The organism is Pararhodobacter sp. (genome assembly GCF_034676075.1).
GTDB lineage: Bacteria > Pseudomonadota > Alphaproteobacteria > Rhodobacterales > Rhodobacteraceae > Pararhodobacter.
Genome location: NZ_JAUCCQ010000038.1, coordinates 1 through 15,960 on the forward strand (window position 1 = coordinate 1; position 15,960 = coordinate 15,960).

General features: G+C 67.0%; 27 protein-coding genes. 3 read left to right on the forward strand and 24 right to left on the reverse strand.

The genetic code is table 11. The annotated features are described in order from the left end of the window. From VDQ18_RS12065 to VDQ18_RS12175, 23 genes are all read right to left on the reverse strand, one after another. Positions 1-230 (reverse strand): hypothetical protein (locus tag VDQ18_RS12065; RefSeq protein ID WP_323021184.1); only part of this gene is annotated, 230 nt, incomplete at its 3' end. Then, complete coding sequence (locus VDQ18_RS12070; RefSeq protein WP_323021185.1) at positions 230-691, reverse strand: hypothetical protein; 462 nt, start codon at positions 689-691, stop codon at positions 230-232. The genes VDQ18_RS12070 and VDQ18_RS12065, both read right to left, overlap by 1 nt. A 74-nt stretch (positions 692-765) precedes the next feature. Next, a complete protein-coding gene (locus VDQ18_RS12075) occupies positions 766-2,073 on the reverse strand; it encodes a phage major capsid protein (RefSeq protein ID WP_323021186.1) in 1,308 nt (435 codons plus the stop codon). Positions 2,074-2,084: 11 nt separating this feature from the next. Next, positions 2,085-3,026 (reverse strand): S49 family peptidase, encoded by a 942-nt coding sequence (locus VDQ18_RS12080; protein WP_323021187.1) that lies wholly within the window; start codon positions 3,024-3,026, stop codon positions 2,085-2,087. 3 nt (positions 3,027-3,029) lie between these two features. Continuing rightward, a complete protein-coding gene (locus VDQ18_RS12085) occupies positions 3,030-4,298 on the reverse strand; it encodes a phage portal protein (RefSeq protein ID WP_323021188.1) in 1,269 nt (422 codons plus the stop codon). Between the two features lie 3 nt (positions 4,299-4,301). Continuing rightward, the gene (locus VDQ18_RS12090; protein WP_323021189.1) at positions 4,302-6,002 is read right to left on the reverse strand and encodes a terminase large subunit domain-containing protein; all 1,701 of its coding nucleotides are present in this window, start codon (positions 6,000-6,002) and stop codon (positions 4,302-4,304) included. Further along, entirely contained in the window at positions 5,986-6,459 is a 474-nt protein-coding gene (locus tag VDQ18_RS12095) for a hypothetical protein (RefSeq protein WP_323021190.1), read from the reverse strand. The genes VDQ18_RS12090 and VDQ18_RS12095 overlap by 17 nt, the downstream gene beginning before the upstream one ends. A 180-nt stretch (positions 6,460-6,639) precedes the next feature. Beyond that, positions 6,640-6,840 carry a hypothetical protein gene (locus VDQ18_RS12100; RefSeq protein ID WP_323021191.1) on the reverse strand — a complete coding sequence of 67 codons (201 nt, stop codon included), beginning with the start codon at positions 6,838-6,840 and terminating at the stop codon, positions 6,640-6,642. Beyond that, a complete protein-coding gene (locus tag VDQ18_RS12105) occupies positions 6,830-7,225 on the reverse strand; it encodes an HNH endonuclease signature motif containing protein (RefSeq protein ID WP_323021192.1) in 396 nt (131 codons plus the stop codon). Before VDQ18_RS12105 ends, VDQ18_RS12100 begins: the two co-directional genes overlap by 11 nt. 194 nt (positions 7,226-7,419) lie before the next feature. Then, complete coding sequence (gene nusG, locus VDQ18_RS12110; protein WP_323021193.1) at positions 7,420-8,034, reverse strand: transcription termination/antitermination protein NusG; 615 nt, start codon at positions 8,032-8,034, stop codon at positions 7,420-7,422. After that, positions 8,031-8,603, reverse strand: a complete 573-nt coding sequence (locus VDQ18_RS12115) for a hypothetical protein (RefSeq protein WP_323021194.1) — start codon at positions 8,601-8,603, stop codon at positions 8,031-8,033. Before VDQ18_RS12115 ends, nusG begins: the two co-directional genes overlap by 4 nt. Positions 8,604-8,792: 189 nt before the next feature. Beyond that, positions 8,793-9,434, reverse strand: a complete 642-nt coding sequence (locus VDQ18_RS12120; RefSeq protein WP_323021195.1) for a hypothetical protein — start codon at positions 9,432-9,434, stop codon at positions 8,793-8,795. Further along, positions 9,431-10,150 carry a hypothetical protein gene (locus VDQ18_RS12125; RefSeq protein WP_323021196.1) on the reverse strand — a complete coding sequence of 240 codons (720 nt, stop codon included), beginning with the start codon at positions 10,148-10,150 and terminating at the stop codon, positions 9,431-9,433. The genes VDQ18_RS12120 and VDQ18_RS12125 overlap by 4 nt, the downstream gene beginning before the upstream one ends. Further along, entirely contained in the window at positions 10,147-10,419 is a 273-nt protein-coding gene (locus VDQ18_RS12130) for a hypothetical protein (protein WP_323021197.1), read from the reverse strand. The genes VDQ18_RS12125 and VDQ18_RS12130 overlap by 4 nt, the downstream gene beginning before the upstream one ends. Then, entirely contained in the window at positions 10,416-11,108 is a 693-nt protein-coding gene (locus VDQ18_RS12135) for a hypothetical protein (RefSeq protein WP_323021198.1), read from the reverse strand. The genes VDQ18_RS12130 and VDQ18_RS12135 overlap by 4 nt, the downstream gene beginning before the upstream one ends. Then, complete coding sequence (locus tag VDQ18_RS12140) at positions 11,105-11,266, reverse strand: hypothetical protein (RefSeq protein WP_323021199.1); 162 nt, start codon at positions 11,264-11,266, stop codon at positions 11,105-11,107. The genes VDQ18_RS12135 and VDQ18_RS12140 overlap by 4 nt, the downstream gene beginning before the upstream one ends. Further along, positions 11,263-11,721 (reverse strand): DUF1937 family protein, encoded by a 459-nt coding sequence (locus tag VDQ18_RS12145; RefSeq protein ID WP_323021200.1) that lies wholly within the window; start codon positions 11,719-11,721, stop codon positions 11,263-11,265. The genes VDQ18_RS12140 and VDQ18_RS12145 overlap by 4 nt, the downstream gene beginning before the upstream one ends. Further along, entirely contained in the window at positions 11,721-12,053 is a 333-nt protein-coding gene (locus VDQ18_RS12150) for a DUF2312 domain-containing protein (RefSeq protein WP_323021201.1), read from the reverse strand. Before VDQ18_RS12150 ends, VDQ18_RS12145 begins: the two co-directional genes overlap by 1 nt. Before the next feature lie 321 nt (positions 12,054-12,374). Beyond that, positions 12,375-12,584, reverse strand: coding sequence for a hypothetical protein (locus VDQ18_RS12155; RefSeq protein ID WP_323021202.1), 210 nt, complete (start codon positions 12,582-12,584; stop codon positions 12,375-12,377). Between the two features lie 216 nt (positions 12,585-12,800). Beyond that, positions 12,801-13,457, reverse strand: coding sequence for a hypothetical protein (locus VDQ18_RS12160; protein WP_323021203.1), 657 nt, complete (start codon positions 13,455-13,457; stop codon positions 12,801-12,803). Continuing rightward, entirely contained in the window at positions 13,457-13,729 is a 273-nt protein-coding gene (locus VDQ18_RS12165) for a hypothetical protein (RefSeq protein WP_323021204.1), read from the reverse strand. Before VDQ18_RS12165 ends, VDQ18_RS12160 begins: the two co-directional genes overlap by 1 nt. Next, positions 13,729-14,130 (reverse strand): hypothetical protein, encoded by a 402-nt coding sequence (locus tag VDQ18_RS12170; RefSeq protein ID WP_323021205.1) that lies wholly within the window; start codon positions 14,128-14,130, stop codon positions 13,729-13,731. Before VDQ18_RS12170 ends, VDQ18_RS12165 begins: the two co-directional genes overlap by 1 nt. Before the next feature lie 10 nt (positions 14,131-14,140). Beyond that, a complete protein-coding gene (locus VDQ18_RS12175) occupies positions 14,141-14,359 on the reverse strand; it encodes a hypothetical protein (RefSeq protein ID WP_323021206.1) in 219 nt (72 codons plus the stop codon). 113 nt (positions 14,360-14,472) lie between these two features. Between VDQ18_RS12175 and VDQ18_RS12180 the strand changes: the two genes are divergently transcribed. The 3 genes from VDQ18_RS12180 to VDQ18_RS12190 are packed head-to-tail and all read left to right on the forward strand — an operon-like array spanning position 14,473 to position 15,724. Next, positions 14,473-15,024 carry a helix-turn-helix domain-containing protein gene (locus VDQ18_RS12180; RefSeq protein WP_323021207.1) on the forward strand — a complete coding sequence of 184 codons (552 nt, stop codon included), beginning with the start codon at positions 14,473-14,475 and terminating at the stop codon, positions 15,022-15,024. 24 nt (positions 15,025-15,048) lie between these two features. Further along, positions 15,049-15,414, forward strand: coding sequence for a hypothetical protein (locus VDQ18_RS12185; protein ID WP_323021208.1), 366 nt, complete (start codon positions 15,049-15,051; stop codon positions 15,412-15,414). 4 nt (positions 15,415-15,418) lie between these two features. Further along, positions 15,419-15,724 (forward strand): hypothetical protein, encoded by a 306-nt coding sequence (locus VDQ18_RS12190; RefSeq protein WP_323021209.1) that lies wholly within the window; start codon positions 15,419-15,421, stop codon positions 15,722-15,724. Between the two features lie 7 nt (positions 15,725-15,731). Here VDQ18_RS12190 and VDQ18_RS12195 read toward each other — a convergent pair whose 3' ends face one another. Next, the gene (locus VDQ18_RS12195) at positions 15,732-15,881 is read right to left on the reverse strand and encodes a hypothetical protein (RefSeq protein WP_323021210.1); all 150 of its coding nucleotides are present in this window, start codon (positions 15,879-15,881) and stop codon (positions 15,732-15,734) included. Positions 15,882-15,960 lie beyond the last annotated feature (79 nt).

Genomic DNA, 15,960 nt, shown 5'->3' on the forward strand with positions numbered 1-15,960 from the left:
GCCTCCTCTTCGGCCTTGCGGGCAGCCTCGGCAGCGGCGGCCTCCTCTTCGGCCTTGCGGGCAGCCTCGGCGGCGGCTTCCTGCTCAGCTTTGCGGGCGGCTTCGGCGGCCTGATCATAGGCCACGGCGATATTTCGCTTGATCAGATCATCGGCCTGATCCGGCGGAAACCCGGCTACCTCACCCTTCATCAGGTTGAGGTGCGGGCGCAGCATGCGAACCCGGACCATCAGACCGGCAGCCTGTTCGAGCCCGCGACCACGATCACCGCGCCGACGCGGGCGGTGTCGGTGTTCGCGGCGGACAGATCGGGCGTGAAGTTGAGCCGGATGTAGCGCTTGGCCGCCGCCAGGCTGACATCGACCTCGATCTCGCCCTGTTCGGTGCTGCCACCGGCGCCGCCGGTCGCTTGCACCCCGGTGCTGATCGCCAGATAGGTTTCGGCATCGCCCAGGTCATCCTCGTCCCCGTGCTGCAGGGTCGCCACGACCGAAAGCGTCGCCGCGGCGGCGAGGGTGGCCACGTAGGGCAGCACCACGACGCCCGACATGGGCCAGCCCAGAGCGGCGCGGTCGATGATGACGCCGGTCACGGCCGAATTGTCACCGGTCCCGCCAGCGGTCAGCGCGGCGGGGCCTGCGGCGTTCATGGCGGCGACCAGCGCGCCGATCGAACGGATTTGGGTGGTCATGATGAAGATCCTTGATCAGTCGATGAAGAAAGACGCGGTGACGAAATCCGCCGCGTCAGCTCACAGACGGGGCGTCAGGCGCCCCAGGTGACGCCGACCAGCCAGGCCACCGCGGGCAGGTGCCGCAGCCCGATGTCGTGGTGCATGGTCAGGCGCATCAGCGTCTCGTCACGGCTGAAGGCCGCCTGCATCACGCCATTCGCATCCTTGTAGGCGGCCTCGGTCGAGGTCGCGATCGAGATGCTGCCCTGCTCGCCGATCACGACATGCGAGGGGTGGATCAGGCCGATTTCGGTTTCGGTCCCGCCGCCCAGGTTCTGCGGGATGTTGTTGGTGACCTTGACCGGCTTGCGGCGCAGCATGCCATCGCCCATCTCGGGATAGACCTTGTTGCCGTTCCCATCCCGCAGGTTGGTCAGGTACATGGCGGTGCGCGGCGACATGACCCAGTGCGCGGCGCTGGGGTCCAGGTTCTGGTTCATCAGCGCCAGCTCCAGACGGCCCAGGTCGTTGTCGACCTTCTGCAGATCCGGCGTTGCCGTCATCGTCAGGATGTTGAGCGCCTCGTAATCCGTGCCGATCAGCTGGTTGCGCAGACCCAGCGGCGTGTTTTCCGTGCCGGCGCCCCGGAGGAAATACAGATCCTCGGCGGACGCAGCGCCTTCGACGATGTCGTCGCGCACAAGCAGGTCAACCGCCTGGCTTGCCGAGCGCAGCAGATCGTTGGAAATCGGCACCAGGCCGGCGAACTTCTTCGCCGACAGCTTCATCTGCCCGAAGGTCAGGCCCGACGCCGGCACATCCTGCTGCTCCCCGACATAGCCGAACTGGGCACCCGTCGCGCGGCGGTTGGTGGTCAGGTTGCCGTTCGGCAGCGGGATCACCCGCGGCCCCATCGAGCGCACCACGCTGGCGGGCCGCAGCAGCTCGATGATTTCGCCCGCGACCGCTTCGGGCACCAGGTATCCACCGGCCGCGGCGTTGCTCATGTTCTGGTTGGCGAACAGGCTGGAATCGCCGTTGGCCTCGGCGATCTGATGCGCCTGAATGACGTTGCCCTGCGCCGCAGCCAGATAGCGCGTCATCCGGGCGAAGGTCACGCCCTTCGGCGCGACGGCAGCCGGGGTCGAGGGCTGACCACCGACCGGGGCGGTGGGGGTCTGGATCACGCCGACCGGAACGGCCTGCGACGCGCGGCGGCGCTCCAGGTCTTCGAGCGTCTTCAGTTCGGCCTGCAGCTTGTCGTCCTCGGCCGTCAGCGCGTTGAACGCCTCCTGCTGCTCGGCCGTGATGCCGGTTTCGTCGGCGATCGCGTTGGTGATCGCTTCCATTTCGTCCAGGATCACCGCGCGGCGGGCCCGGATTTTCGTGATACGGTCCATTGTCCGTTCCTTTACTGCGCGGCGCGACGCCGCTGTTGCACTTCCCCGGACAAGCGCGCGCGCTGCGCACCGGCCCTGTTCCCGGCCGCGGGGCGGCCTTTGCTCAGCACGCTTTCCAGCGTGCCGATCCTGTCGGCGAGGCCGTCCTCGACCGCCTGACGCGCGGCGACCATGCCCCCGCGCCCGAATTCGCTGCGAACCGTGGCCACGCTGACGCCGCGCCCGCGCGCGACATCCGCGAAAAAGACGGCCTCGGCGGCATCGACCATGCCCTGCAGGACGGCCCGGCCCTCTTCGGTCTCGGGATCGGCGCGCTTGAAGGGCGCCCCCGAACTCACGATCTCGTAGCCCATCCGGCCGTCAGCACCGGCCTGCACCTGCTTGGAAAGCGACATCATCACGCCCAGGCTGCCGACCATGGCCGATGCGTCCATGACGATCTCGCCCGCCTGGCTCGCCAGCCAATAGGCCGCCGACGCCGCGCTGCCGGTGACGAACGCGGTGACCGGCTTCGACAGGCTGCGGATGCCCTCGGCGGCCTCGGCGAGCCCGGAAACGACCCCACCGGGGCTGTCGTAGAACATGACGATCCGTTCGACGCTGGCGTTGGCCTCGGCTGCGCGCAGGTCGTGCATGACATTCGCAAGCGAGGTGCCGCCGGCGCTGGAGTTCATCATGTTTGCCCGCGGGAAGATCGGCCCCAGAACCGGAACCACGGCGGCGCCATCGCGCTGCGTCGCGCCCATGGTGCCCTCCAGCCGCAGCCCGACCGCCGCCACCGCCTCCAGCGACTGCGCGAGCCGGTCTTGATGGCCATCCGCAGCGACATCCGCCAGCGCGCCCGCCTCGAAGGCGCGCAGGGCGATGGCCTCGATCGCGGCCAGATACTCGGGCATGATCGCCCAGGGCTGGGCGCGGATCGCGGCCAGCAGACGGTTCAGGTCGTCGTGCATGGGTTACCCCTGTCCATTCGGCGCGGCGCTTGGCGCGTCCGCGTCCACCATTGTCGCCGGACGCCAATAGGCGCTGCCTGCCGCTCCCTCGATCGTGGAAAGGTTGTCGCGCTGGCGCAGTTCGTTGCCGTTGACCATGCCCATCTGGCGCTGGAGCCAATAAGCCTCCATCCGGCTCTTGAGGTCGCCCTTTACCAGGGCATCCGTCAGATGCTCGAAGTAGTGGCCTTCCTCGGCGAACTGGCGCGTCGTGGCGGCGTCCACCCGGGCGAAGTGCGGCCCGAGGTGGTAGAGCACGAACTCCAGCGATTGCTGCTCGATGTTGTTGTTCGTGGACCGCGACAGCTCGAAGATCAGATGCGGCGGGACACCCCAGATCCGGGCGAGGTCGCCAATGTTGAACTGTCGCGTCTCCAGGAACTGCTGTTTCTGCAGGTCGGCGGTCAGAACTTCGGCCGTCACGTCCTGATCGAGAACGGCGGTGCTGCTGCCATCCTGGCCGCCATGGAGCCTTTCCCAGTCGCGGCGCATCGCGTCTTTGTCGGCGGGAGTGATCCGGCCCTTGCCCCGGAGGTATGTGTTCACCCGACCGCCGGTCGCCCAGAAGCGTTGCGCGTGTCGATCGGTAGCGATGGCACCGCCCAGGGCCTCACGCGCAAACCGAAGCGGGCTCAGCCCGGCGATGCCGTCGCGCGAGAACCCCACCACCCTCAGGATATCGCGGGAAGCGAACCGGCCGGAAACATTGTTCGGCAGGGTCGCATCGAAGAACAGGGTTTCGCCCTCTGCCGGATCGAAGTGAACTGCCGGAATGCAGGTCCCGGGCTTGAGTCGGGTCAGGGCCTTCGGCTGGCCCATGCGATCACGGCTCACATAGGCGTTGAACTCCCCGGCCAAGAGGATGTCGCCCATCATCAGCTCGCGAAAGGCGAAGGCCGATTGGTGGCTGTTCGGCGCATCATGCAGCAGCCGGTAAAGCGCCGAATCCTCGGCGCGTTCGCGACCGGTCGCGGTGCGGCGGTAATAGATCATCGGCGCCATCGCGAAGACGCCGGTGAGGATCCGCAGCGCCTGAATGGTCCCCGGAAGTCCGATAACCGACGCTTCATCGACCCGGACGCCAGAACGAACGGCGCCACCGGTCACAAAGCCATTCGACCATTGCGTGGGGCTCGAAAAGGCGCTGTCCGATCCGGCCGTCAACGAAGGCTCGACCCGGGCAGCGGCTTCATCAGCACCACGCCCGCCGCGGAACATGTCCAGAAGCCCCACCGCTCACATCCCGCTATAGACGAATTCTTCGACGGTCGAGGCGACGGGGTCGCGGACCATCAGCATGAAAGCATCGGCGGTCGCGACCAGAGGGTCGATCTTGGCCTTGCCCGCGACTTCCTTGGTAATGCGCATCGCCGATCCCTTGATTTCCGGTTTCGCGTTCCCGACCGACCAGGCCATGAGCGGCTGGCCGCCGTGGCGGAACGTCTTCTGTTTCAGCTTGCGTTCCATGCCCCACCAGGCGGGCGACAGCCGCCAGTCCTGCCCGATGGTCACAAGCTGTTCGTAGGTGATCCCGGCCGAGAACAGCGCGTGCTGGATCGCGGCAAGGTTGGTGGTGTCCGTCCCGATGGCGTTTTCGTCAGGCAGAAGCCCGGCCTCCAGGAGCTGCTTGGCGATCTTTGCCACCCCGTCCACGTCCCCGCTGACGTCCTCGTCTTCGAGAAGTTCCAGGTCGCCCGCCTCCTTGAAGTCCAGCAGACGGGGCGCGATTTCCTTGCGCTCTTCCAATACATCCGGGTGCGCCCAGGCCTTCGCCCAATGCAGCCATTCCCCGGTTTCACGACACCGACCGATGACGGCCACGCCGAACAGATCATCGAGCCCGCCGCCATCAATGCCCATCACGGCAACTTCGCTGCGCTCGATCAGCACTTCGAGGGTCAGCCCGGGCAGCGCCGCGCCATCCCAATACTGCGCCCCGACCCAGCCCGCCGCGAGACCCACACCGATCTCGATATTCAGATGCTGACTTGCCCAGATCTGCTCGGCCGCCCGGTTGACCTTGCCGTTGTTCTCATAGTCATCGACCAGGGCCTGCTCGTTGATCGACAGGCCGAGGTTGGGCAGGACATAGCGCCAGTTCTTCCGGTTGCGCCAATACCCCTCGTTGCGTTGCAGCTCGGGCGGATACTCGTACAGCACCGGCAGCATGATCGGGCTCGGCCCCGCTTCGCCCGCCCTGATCTTCCGGGCCTTGTCGATCTCGGTGCGCCAGATGCCGGCGGGCGCATCGTCGCTCTGGGTGGTGATCATCAGCAGCTTGCCGCGGGTCATGGTGATGCCGCCGCCCCGGATCTGCTGCATCACCTTCGCAGCCTTCGCGACTTTACCCAACTCGTGCACCTCGTCGATCACGGTCAGTACCGGGATCTCGCCCGTGATGATCCCGGTATCGAAGGTTTTGACCTCCAGCTCCGTCCCGGTCTTGTGCCGCGTGATCCTCTTTACGTGGTCTTGGATATGGAACGCGTTCTTCAGAACCGGGTCGAGGCGCACCATGCCCTGCGCTTGGTCGAAGCAACGCTGGCTGATGTTCTTGGTCGGGCCGACCAGGAGCATCTGCCGGTTTGGCGCCTCTTCCATCCAGAGCCCGGTGAGCGTGAGCCCTGCCGCATAGGTGCTCTTGCTGTTCTTCTTCGGCACCAGGCACAACAGTTCCCATACAAGGGGCTGCATCGTGTCCGGGTCTTCACTGGCGAAGAAGGCCACCAGGATGTCGCGGAACCAGTCGCCGCACGCCTCTGCCATGCGCGGGTTTCCCGGCACATCGGGCAGCCGGAGCCGGTTGAAAAAGGCCGTGACCCGGGCGGCCCGGTCCTCATTCAGCGGGATCTCGGCGATCGGCGTCTCGCCCGCCTTCAGCTTTTCCCACCAATCGGGGCAGGCGAAGCGAGGCAATCCGTCAATGATGGCGGGCAATGCCCAGTATCTCCTGCTTCAGCTCTTGTTCCAGAGCTTCGTCGGCAGCCAAGGCGGAATGGGCGCGGGTTTCCTTCTTGCCTACCTTGTCGGTCTTTGGCTGCTGACTGAGCGCGCTCTCGGCCTCCATCCGGTCGTTGCGGTCAATCAGCGTGCCCAGCACCCGATGCGCACCGACATTCCCGGTGGCGGCCTGCTCGGCGACCAGCATGATCCGCTCGGCTTCCAGCCTGTCGCGCATCTGGTCGCGCACCTTGAGCTCGGCTCTAAAATGGCGCTTCAGCGTCGCAAGCGAGCACTCGATTGCGTTCGCGATCCGGTCATTCGCCCAGCCGAGCGCCAGCAACAGCTTGACTTTGTTGCGATTTCTTTCGGTGACCTCAAACGCCGGGCGACCCTTACGACCTTTGCCAGACCGAACCGGGTTGCCGAACAGGTCGAAAACATCATCGCCCAAGAAAAAAATCTCCGAATGTAGGGGCGGTCCGGTCGGGGGTCGGAGGGGGGTCGGAGGAAGGGACCCCCCTACCCCCCCCTGTCGGCGGGGGGGTGGGGGACCGGCGCGGGTCGGCCCGACCAAGTCAGAGGGTAAGGTGCGCCGCCGGTCGCGGGTCCTGCACCCGATCGCTCGGCCCAGCTACGTCGTCGCATTCTCGCTGTCGCCGTCGAAATGGATGCGCATCGCCAGCGGCCCGAGGTGGGCCTCCAGCATGTAGCCTCCATTGTAGCGGACGACGCCGACAAGAAAGCGGCGCAGGTCGAGCACGAGGCTGATGCGGCGCGAGAGTATTACCCACCCGCTCCGCTGCTCCCAGTACCAACGTGCCTTAAGTCGCACCTGATCTCTCCTCGCGCTGCTTGACCGTGTCGTGGCAGCGACGACACAGGCACTGCAGGTTGCCCTCATCCCAGAACAGCGTCATGTCGCCCCGGTGGGCCAGCCGATGGTCGGCGACCAGGTTCGGGGCCTTGCCCTTGATCAGATCCTCGCGCCCTATCGCCTTCATCTCGCGGCACAGCCGCGCCAGGTCATGCTGGTAGCCGCAAAGTTGGCAGGTGAAGTCATCGCGCACGAGGATCGCCCACCGCAGCCGCTGCCAGGCCACCGTCCCGTACTGCGCCCGGTCAGGCCTGCGCTCTTCGCGCATGCGCTCGGACAGGGCCGGATCGAAGGACAGGTGCCTCGCCGCCAGCGGTAGCCGCTGGATGTTGTCGCGAAGCATGCGGATACGCGCCATACCCCTAGAACGACAAACGCCCCGCGTTTCCGCAGGGCGCATTCCGAGCTTCGCTGGATCGGCGTTCGAACCGATCCGCGCCGCCCACCAGGTCACCGGGCGATGCACCGTCTTTCAGGTGTGGGTTCCGGTGCCGTAAGGCTATGGGTCGAGACGCTACGCCAGAGGCGCCGCCCGTGTCAACTGGCCTTGCGCATCGGAACCAGGTCTGAGGCCTGCGCCTTGATGACCTGATGCGCGCCGAAGATGTTGAGGCGGACCTTGACCTCGCCCTCTCCCCTGATCTCGACCACCTCGCAGGGCAGGCCGACGAAAGGTCCGGCCTTGAAGAGAACGCCGCCGCCGGGCGTCAGTGCGCGCGCAGCCTTGCGCCGGGCGGCCTGCTCCTTTTCGGCGTTCCTGATCTCACCATCGACCAGCCGCATGTGGTAGAGCGAGCGCAGATCCTCGGGGGCGATCATCGCCCAGTCACCCGATTGCACTGTGAGCGCGCCAAGCACATGCGGGACGGCCAGCACCTCGTGGATGACCGGCCAGCCCGGAAAGCGGGCGAAGACGTAGCCGGGCAGGTAGCGCTGCACCAGGCGCTTGCGCACGCCTTTGCGGACCACGGTGCGGGTTAGCACCGGGTGGAAGCCCCGGACGCCGAAGAGGGCGATACGCGCCTCGACCCAGCCCTCACGCTGGGGCGCCACGCGCAGGGCATACCAGCCCGCGGGGCCGGGCTCGAACAAGGCGACACGGCCCGAGGCCGGCGGCAGGCGGTCACCGATCGACAGGGGGCGCGGCATCATGCGGCCACCGCGGCGCTGATCGCGGCGCAGCGCTCCAGAGCGGCGCGCCGGCGGGCGCGGAATTCGGCCTCGTCGTTGCGCACCTCGCCATCCCGGGCCAGCCGCATCTCGATGTCGGCAAGGCGCGTGGCCAGCGCCCGCCCTTCCTCGGTCATCTTGCGGATCTCGAACGCGCCCGGCCAGCGGCGGACCCGGCGCAGGTGGAACAGCAGTTCCGGCGCCCAGCCCTCGGCCATGGCATCGCGCCCGAGGCGATGCGCGAAGACCGCCCGCATCAGGGGCGAGGCGCTTTCCTCGGGCGGCTGGAACTGCGCCGCCCATTCGAGGATCTGATTGCCAATCGGGAACCGGTCCTTGTCCTTGCCCGAGGGGCTGGCCGCGGCGTGTTCCTCCAGCGCGGCCAGCATGTCCGGCGCCATGTAGGCGAGCCGCTGGCACAGGTCCTCCTGCATCGCCTCGAACTGATCCTTGGTCAAATGCGCGGGCTTGCCCAGGCCCCGCCTGACCAGCGGGCCCACCAGCAACGCCCGCACCCTGCGCTCTCCCGCCTTTTGGTCTTCTGCTTCCATCACCGCCCCCTTTTCTCAGCCTATCCCGAGTTATCCACAGTCGCGCCGTCTGGTTGATCGCCGGATCCGTCTTCTGTGTCTGTGCTTGTGCTTGTGCTTGTGTTGTATGCAGGACAGTCGCAATTCTGGCCGGAGTGTCGTGGTTCTGTCGGTGCGACAGATTGCGACAGAGTTGCGACAGAAACCCCGCTAAGCCCTTGTTTTCCCGTAACCCCCGTTCAGCACGCCCGAGGTGCCCGCCCAGTGCAGCGCGCGCGTGTAGACCGCCAGCGTCCGGTTGCCGCGACAGGTCTTTTCCAGGTAGTCCTCGATCGCCTCCAGCGCCACGGTGTCGCGCAACAGCGCCTCGGGCGCCTTCATGTCCCGGAACGCCTTGACCATGCGCTCGATCCGCTTTTCGCGCGCCCGCGACTGGGCCGAGAGGCTGCGCGCCTCGCGCCGGGCCAGCGCGTCCTCGATCACCTCCAGCACCACGTGATGCATCCACCGGACCTCGCCATCGGCATGGCACAGCTCCCAGCCGTGCAGGGGCGAGACGGTCGCGCGGCATAGGTCGCGCCACTTCGATTCCTCGACCCGCAGCAGGCGGGCCAGCAGCACATCGTCATGCGGCAGGGTGCCGACCGGGCTCTGGTTCTGGGCCAGGCAGAAGAGCGCGATGGCCACGCCCTGCACCTCGTAGGAGCCCTTGAGGTGCAGCCCCGAGTTGAGCCAGCGATTGAACTGGAGGGGGAAGAAGTAATGCGTCGGCAGGCGCTGATCCCGCGGGATCGGGTATTCGGGCAGGGACCCGGCATCGACCACCTGCAGCGGGTTCGCGTTGGGCGTCATGCAGCACACTCCCTGCTCCAAAGCACCTCGCGGCTGACTGCACCGGTTCGGCGGCCGCGCGAGGTGACGATCTCATGTGACGCGCGGAACGGCAGCCAATCGGCCCCCTCATTTTCGCACACATCGACATGGCCCGGCAGGTTGCGGCACCAATCGGCAAGCGCGGCGAAGTCGATGTCAGAATGCGGATAGCGCGCTCCCGCGGCGTTGCTATAGGGCGGGTCGATGTGCCAATGAGCCTCGACCAGCGGCACCCGATCCCACGGCAGGCAGTCGATGGACCACCCAGAAATTGCAGGCTTCTGAGCGATTATCCGCGCCTTGACGGACGGCCCCCAAACGCGGCAATCCTGCGCGTTGCGGTACTGGAAGTACCAGGGTGAAAGCACCCCGGACGGCTCCGCCCGCCCCTTCGCCACCCAGAACCCACAAAGCAGACGCGGCCCGCGAGGCAGGCTCAGAAACTCGTCAGCGCTCTCAAACGCGTCCGGGATCACCGAAATGTCGCGCTCGCTGGAATGAATAAGAAAATCCCAAAGGTCGCAGATGTCTGGCGACACGTCATACAGGCGGACATTGCGCGCGCCCCAGCGGGTCGAGTAGCAGGCCGACCCCGCGAAGGGCTCGACAACGAGGTCACGGCGCGGGGCGCCATAGTGCCTGGCAGAGGCCCATTTTGCGCCGTAGTAGGAGAAGAACGGTCGCGGCGCGCTCATGCCCGACCCCCTGCCCGCTCGCGCAGCGTGGCCAGCAGGACCTCCTGAAACCGGATGCCGCGCACGGCCTCGGGATAGAGCTGATCCCAGCGGTGGCGGCACGCGGCTTCGCTGCGGCCCAGGGTGGCGGCGGCGACGGCAAGGCCCCTGCCGGTCGCCAGCGCCTCAGCCAAGGTCAGATCATCGCCCGGCTTCCAGCAGCCGCGGATCTCGGGGTTCTGCGACCAAGCGAGGTGCGCCCGGAAATCGCGTTCGGTGATGGCGGTCACAGCAGCGTCTCCTGTCTCGGGTCCGGCGCATCGCGGTAGAGGCGGCGGCGGGGCCAGGTGTTCGGCCCCATGGGCGGGCGGTTGATGTCCCAGAGGAACCAGGAATTCCGCTGCGGCGGCGACCCCCCGCCGCGGAAGTCGATCTTCCAGCAGCAGAGATATTCGAGGGTCGGCGGGAACTCGGCAAAGAGCGCATCGAGTCCATTGATGCGGGCGGCTGCCCAATCGGCATTGAGCAACATGGCGAGGTATCCGGGCCTGAGCCCCAGCGCGTGGCGAAGCCAGCGGCCGTGCCCATGCTTGGCGTTGATCTCGCTGTAGGGCGGGTTGGTAATCTGGATCGGCGCGGGGGCCGTCTCGAAGTCGAAGAAGCTGCGCAGGATCACGCCCGGAAAGCCGCGGTCCACGACATCGCTGCCGATGACCTCGAATCCATGCGCTGCCAGGACGCCCGCGATATGCCCGGCGCCGACAGCGGTTTCCCAGACCCTGCGCCCATGGGCGAGGATGAAGTCGCGCTCGACCGACAGGAAAGCCTCGGTCGCGTCAGGCGGGGTCGGGTCGAAATCGAGCGGGTCGCGGACCTCACGCGGCGCATCCTGCCGCGGCAGATCCACAATGAGGGGCGCGCCCAGGGCAGGCTTGGGCTTGGTGGCCAGGAACAGGCCTTTGGACGAGGGGGCGGTCACGACGCCACCCCCGGCACGACGCGGACGCAGACGCCCGCGATCTGATAGAGGGTCAGGATGGCGTCGGCGATGATCTGGCAGGCGCGCGGGTCGGTGGTGGTGGCCAGCGCCTGCGGGCCGGTCGCGGTCTGGATGACATAGAGCCAGAGAATGGTCATGCCTGCCCCCCGATCAGCACCGGCTTGTTGCGGCGCAGGGCGTGGGTGACCTCGTGCCGGATGCCGTCGCTCTCGCGCCAGCCCGGCAGGTCGGGCACATAGACCCAGGTCGAGGCGTCGAGCATCGGCGCGCACCAGCGGGTCCAAAAGGCGGCGTCGAGCGCCCATTCGTGCAGCAGTTCCGGCACCCCGATCCCGGCCACCAGCATCTGATGCGCCTGCACGATGGGCGAGACCGCGGTAACGCCCTTGCGCGCCAGGTTCATCTGGATAGCCGCGGCCGCATCGGCCACGATGCGGGACCGACCGACGCTGAACTGACCGCCAGTCAGCACACGCTTGGAATAGGCCGTGGCCAGATAGACCTGACCCGAGACGATGCCCGGCACGGCCGAGACCTGCACGCCGAAGCGCACCACGGGGTTGTCGGTTAGGCTGGCCCAGAAGTCCGACATCACGCCATCCCCAACGCGGCTTTGTAGAGGTCCAGCACGGCCTCTTCTTCGGCGATCTCATCGGGCTTTCGCTTCCGCAGGGCGACGATCTTGCGCAGGGCCTTGGTGTCGTAGCCGCGGCCCTTCGCCTCGGCAAAGACCTCCTTGCGCACGTCAGCCTCTTCGGCGATCCGCAGGTTCTGCGCCTCGATCCGCTCGACGAAAGAGCGCAGTTCCTCGGCGGTCACGTCATAGGCGCGCGCCCGAACCTCGCGGTCGGCGTCCGTCTCGCGCATGCGCGTGGCGCCGGGCGCGGTCTCGGCCCCGTCAAGGTTCATCGTCGCGTCATTCATCGCGCCGTCCTCCGGTTGTGGAATTTGCAAAAAGCGCAAAGCACCCCCGCGCGGTGATCCGCGCTCTGGGCCGGGACAGCCCCCGTTTCGCCGAACCCGCGTCTTCTCGCAAAGCGCTGGCGGTCAGGTTCGGTGCTGGTTGCGACAGGCCGCGATACCCGCCGAGCATGTCCGCCGCGCTCAGGGCAGCGTCACGCAGGCGCTGGCCAAAGGGCGGCGAAAAGCCCCCGGCGGCAGCGGCGCCGCCGGGGCAGTCCAACAGGAAGAATGCGCGGAGGCCCCGCCGCGCCCGGGTTCCCGGTTCCCAACCCGAGGAAAGGGTCATGCGTGCCCGAGACGCCGCGCCCGCTTGCGCGCCCTGATCTTCGCCGAGGCACGCTTTTGCTGTGCCGCGGTCATCGACCGACGCGACCGGCCGCGGCTGATCGAGATCGGGCGCATGAATTCCGAGCGCGCGGTCAGGGAAGCGGACAACAAGAGCCCGCGCGACATGATCGCGAAGGGCGGAATATCGAAGAAACGGTTGAACATGGCGAACCCCGCTACTGGATTGATCGTCGTTCCCCCGGCGCCGGGAGGAGGATGGCGCCGGGGGAACTGCTCGGCCCTGCCCCGGGAGGAGGAGGTGGGCAGCGCCGCATGGGATGGAAAAGGCCGGGCGGCCGTCCCCGCGACCGCCCGGCAGGTGGCCCGCCGCGCGGGACAGGCCCCGGCGGCAGGCGGCAGAGGCCGAAGGACGAGCGGCGATCATCGCGCCACCCCGCCAAGAGTTTTTGCCACAGCGCCCGGGCGACTGCGGGCCGGGCACTCGATGGCCAGCGACCAGCGACGGTGGTAGGCCACCCGCACCGGATCCTCGGGCCACTGGCGCAGCGCCATGCCCGTCTGCCGCGCGACCTCGGCCGCGGCCCGCCGAACCCAGGCGGCAGGCTGGTCAGCCGAGCAGTGATAGACCAGCAGCTGACCCGGGCGCAGATCGGCCACGGCGGCGGCGAGCCGCGCGGCATGGAACTCGGGGGCGGTAACGGACGACAGGTCCAGATCGACCCGGCGCGCGGCATGGCGCAGGGGGCGCGGCTGGGCTGGGGCGGCGACCGGCGCGGCCGGGGCCTTGGGGTCGATCAGGCACAGCCGCCACAGGCCGGCGGCGCCCTTCCCCTCGATCTCCAGCACCAGGCCGACGCTGGCCAGATCCCGCCGCAACCAGCGCACCACATTGGACAGGGCCAGTTGCTGACTGCCGCCATACTCTCGCCCGTAGATCTCGCGCACCAGCTCGGCCGCCGTGCGATCCCGGTCGATCAGCAGCGCCAGCACGTCGCGGCTGAGCGAGCCATGGGACAGCCCCTGCAGCACCATCTGCGCGGGCGCGCGGCAACGGGGATCGGTCAGGGGGGCGGGCATCAGGACACCATGCCCCGGACCTCGACCTCGGCCGCGTCCGGCACCGGATTGTCGGCGTCCAGCAGACCCTCGGCGATCATGGCGATGATCCAGGTGGGGTGCAGGCTCATGACCCGCGTCACCATCACGGCCAGCGCGGCAACGGCCGCAGCAACCTCGACCTCATCGAGGCTCGCGTCGCCGTCGCTGTCCGGTTCGGCCAGCGCCTCGAACAACGCCGCGCGGGCGGCAGTGGTGGCGGCCACAACCCGCTCGTGATCATCGCCCACCATCACCGCACCCCCAGCCGCAGGGCGGCGGCGGCGATCTCGGCCCGCCAGCGCATCATGGCCCAGCTGACCACCCAGCCGTTGGGGCAATGCAGCGCCTCCAGCCAGTTGCGGGCGGTCTGGGGGCGGACCTCGAAGGCCGCGGCGATCACCTCGGGGTCGCCCCCGAAATGATCGCGCAGGAACAACTGCCAGACGCGCGGGAAGCCCTCGCGCCAGGCGCGGGTGCCGGACATCGGCAGCGGGCGCCCCGCCTCGCGATGGCGGCCTCGGCCGTCGAGCGGTGCAAATCCACGGTTTTGAGAGGCGGGCCGCGCCGGGCTCTGGCACGAAGACACCAGGCGCACCGGGGCGCCGTCGATGTCGCCGGGCTGGACGGCGCGAGGAAACGGGGAACGGGTCATGAGCTTCCTTTCAGGCAGCGTCGGAGGGGGTTTGTTCATCCGTCTGGTCTTCGAACCACGACGAAAACGGCACGGCGCCCTCGGTCATCCGGTCGATCCGCAGGGCGAGCTGGCCGGAAATTCCCTTCCGCCCACTCATCAGCGACGACAGATGACCCTCGGTAATGCCGAACCGGCTTGCCCAGGTCCTTTGGCTTTCGCCCGACTGACTGATGAACTCTCGCAACATGGCGAAACTTGTCTCACAGAAACTTTTCCACTGTCAACGGTAAACTTTTCCGTGGGACATGCTTTTCTGTCGGATTATGGATCGGCGCCCCGCGCCGTGGGATCACTGCCGCCATGACCTCAGCGCTGCGCCGATACCTTCAAGCCGAACGCGGGCGCCAGCGGCGCCTGGCAGAACAACTCGAAATCAACGAAAGCCACCTGTCGAACATCGCCACCGGCAAAAAGTCGGCATCCACGGAAATCCTTCGGCGAATCGCGGAACTGACCGGCATTGACCCGGCCGAGCTGCTGGGCGCCGACATGCCGCAGGGCCTGTCCGAACAGGTCACACCCTTTATGCCGCCGCGCGTGGCAAGCGAGACCACGCTTGACGCGATCATCGCGCCGCATGTGCGCAGCCGCGCCATGGTCAAGGTGAATTCCGGTGCGCCGGGCTTCGACATCCGGGCAGGCGATCTGTTGGTGATCGACATGCGCACCGCCGCCAGACCCGGGGACATTGTTCAGGGGGCGGTGCTCGACGGTGATATCGTGGAGACCAGGATCCTGCGCTTCCTGCCGCCCTTTCTGGTCAGTGATGACCCGACCGAACGCCCGATTCCCGAGGCCAGCGTGCGAATTCAGGGGCCGATTGTCGGGCTGATGCGGGGCAGCACGACCTGAGACAGCGTTAGCGGAGGAACCAGTATGACCAAGTATCTGACTATCTGCGCGGCTTTGGCGCTGACCGGCTGCGGATCATTCAGCCATGTCGTGGAAACCTACGGCGACGTCCGAGCGGAATACCACGAATTCGACAACCTTTCGTGGCGCATCATGGACAACCGGGAGCTTGAGCAACTGGTCATCAGTGCATCGCCAGGACGGGCCTTCGGCAATGGTTTTGCGCAAGGCGCAACTTTGGGCCTTTCCGGCCCAGTCGGCGATGACGAGGCCGATTTCCGCGCTGCCGCCGCCTCCTTCCTCGCCCAGCCCGGGCGCGGCTGCACGATCACCGAAGGCACGCGTCTGCAGGTGGGCCTTTACGAATACCGCTACAGCTGTGGAGCGTGACCCGATGCCGATGTATCTATCTGATGATCTTTTCAACTGGTTTATCAGGGCCTTACCTGCACTATTCGATGGAGGCCATTGCCCAAGATGCAACGAGGCGCTGACGCTCAACAAGCAACTTGTCATGCAGATCTGGGACATAACGGGCGGGCAGAATGTGAAGGTGACTATGGCGCCGGCGGCCCGAGTTAGCTGTGGCTGGTGCGGTGCCATTCATTTCTTTGATCTCGAGACGATACGGAAGAGGTTTGCCGAGGCGCAAACCAACACTGGCGAAGTCATCCCGTTCGATCGGCCGAAGTCAGTCTGAGCGCAGCTCAGCTCTGGGGTGAGACTACCGCGATCTGCACTCCAGGATAATGCTTGACGCTGATCTTGACGGGCGTCACCCGCGCGATCTCCGCCCTTATCCAGGCCGCCTGTTCCTGGGTGAAGGGCGGGCGATCTTCCTTCTGACGTACCGACATTACTGATCCTCCTGCCCCGCCATGCGCGGGGCTTTTTCGTTGCGCGCCCAGCAGCACGACCAGACAAGGTCTACCCCAA

What these genes read in the sequence shown, in the direction of transcription:
- VDQ18_RS12070 (WP_323021185.1), bottom strand. Translation starts at nt 691, where the DNA reads ATGACCACCCAAATCCGTTCGATCGGCGCGCTGGTCGCCGCCATGAAC.
- VDQ18_RS12075 (WP_323021186.1), bottom strand. Translation starts at nt 2,073, where the DNA reads ATGGACCGTATCACGAAAATCCGGGCCCGCCGCGCGGTGATCCTGGAC.
- VDQ18_RS12080 (WP_323021187.1), bottom strand. Translation starts at nt 3,026, where the DNA reads ATGCACGACGACCTGAACCGTCTGCTGGCCGCGATCCGCGCCCAGCCC.
- VDQ18_RS12105 (WP_323021192.1), bottom strand. Translation starts at nt 7,225, where the DNA reads ATGCTTCGCGACAACATCCAGCGGCTACCGCTGGCGGCGAGGCACCTG.
- nusG (WP_323021193.1), bottom strand. Translation starts at nt 8,034, where the DNA reads ATGATGCCGCGCCCCCTGTCGATCGGTGACCGCCTGCCGCCGGCCTCG.
- VDQ18_RS12115 (WP_323021194.1), bottom strand. Translation starts at nt 8,603, where the DNA reads ATGGAAGCAGAAGACCAAAAGGCGGGAGAGCGCAGGGTGCGGGCGTTG.
- VDQ18_RS12120 (WP_323021195.1), bottom strand. Translation starts at nt 9,434, where the DNA reads ATGACGCCCAACGCGAACCCGCTGCAGGTGGTCGATGCCGGGTCCCTG.
- VDQ18_RS12125 (WP_323021196.1), bottom strand. Translation starts at nt 10,150, where the DNA reads ATGAGCGCGCCGCGACCGTTCTTCTCCTACTACGGCGCAAAATGGGCC.
- VDQ18_RS12140 (WP_323021199.1), bottom strand. Translation starts at nt 11,266, where the DNA reads ATGACCATTCTCTGGCTCTATGTCATCCAGACCGCGACCGGCCCGCAG.
- VDQ18_RS12145 (WP_323021200.1), bottom strand. Translation starts at nt 11,721, where the DNA reads ATGTCGGACTTCTGGGCCAGCCTAACCGACAACCCCGTGGTGCGCTTC.
- VDQ18_RS12150 (WP_323021201.1), bottom strand. Translation starts at nt 12,053, where the DNA reads ATGAATGACGCGACGATGAACCTTGACGGGGCCGAGACCGCGCCCGGC.
- VDQ18_RS12155 (WP_323021202.1), bottom strand. Translation starts at nt 12,584, where the DNA reads ATGTTCAACCGTTTCTTCGATATTCCGCCCTTCGCGATCATGTCGCGC.
- VDQ18_RS12160 (WP_323021203.1), bottom strand. Translation starts at nt 13,457, where the DNA reads ATGCCCGCCCCCCTGACCGATCCCCGTTGCCGCGCGCCCGCGCAGATG.
- VDQ18_RS12165 (WP_323021204.1), bottom strand. Translation starts at nt 13,729, where the DNA reads ATGGTGGGCGATGATCACGAGCGGGTTGTGGCCGCCACCACTGCCGCC.
- VDQ18_RS12170 (WP_323021205.1), bottom strand. Translation starts at nt 14,130, where the DNA reads ATGACCCGTTCCCCGTTTCCTCGCGCCGTCCAGCCCGGCGACATCGAC.
- VDQ18_RS12175 (WP_323021206.1), bottom strand. Translation starts at nt 14,359, where the DNA reads ATGTTGCGAGAGTTCATCAGTCAGTCGGGCGAAAGCCAAAGGACCTGG.
- VDQ18_RS12180 (WP_323021207.1), top strand. Translation starts at nt 14,473, where the DNA reads ATGACCTCAGCGCTGCGCCGATACCTTCAAGCCGAACGCGGGCGCCAG.
- VDQ18_RS12185 (WP_323021208.1), top strand. Translation starts at nt 15,049, where the DNA reads ATGACCAAGTATCTGACTATCTGCGCGGCTTTGGCGCTGACCGGCTGC.
- VDQ18_RS12190 (WP_323021209.1), top strand. Translation starts at nt 15,419, where the DNA reads ATGCCGATGTATCTATCTGATGATCTTTTCAACTGGTTTATCAGGGCC.
- VDQ18_RS12195 (WP_323021210.1), bottom strand. Translation starts at nt 15,881, where the DNA reads ATGTCGGTACGTCAGAAGGAAGATCGCCCGCCCTTCACCCAGGAACAG.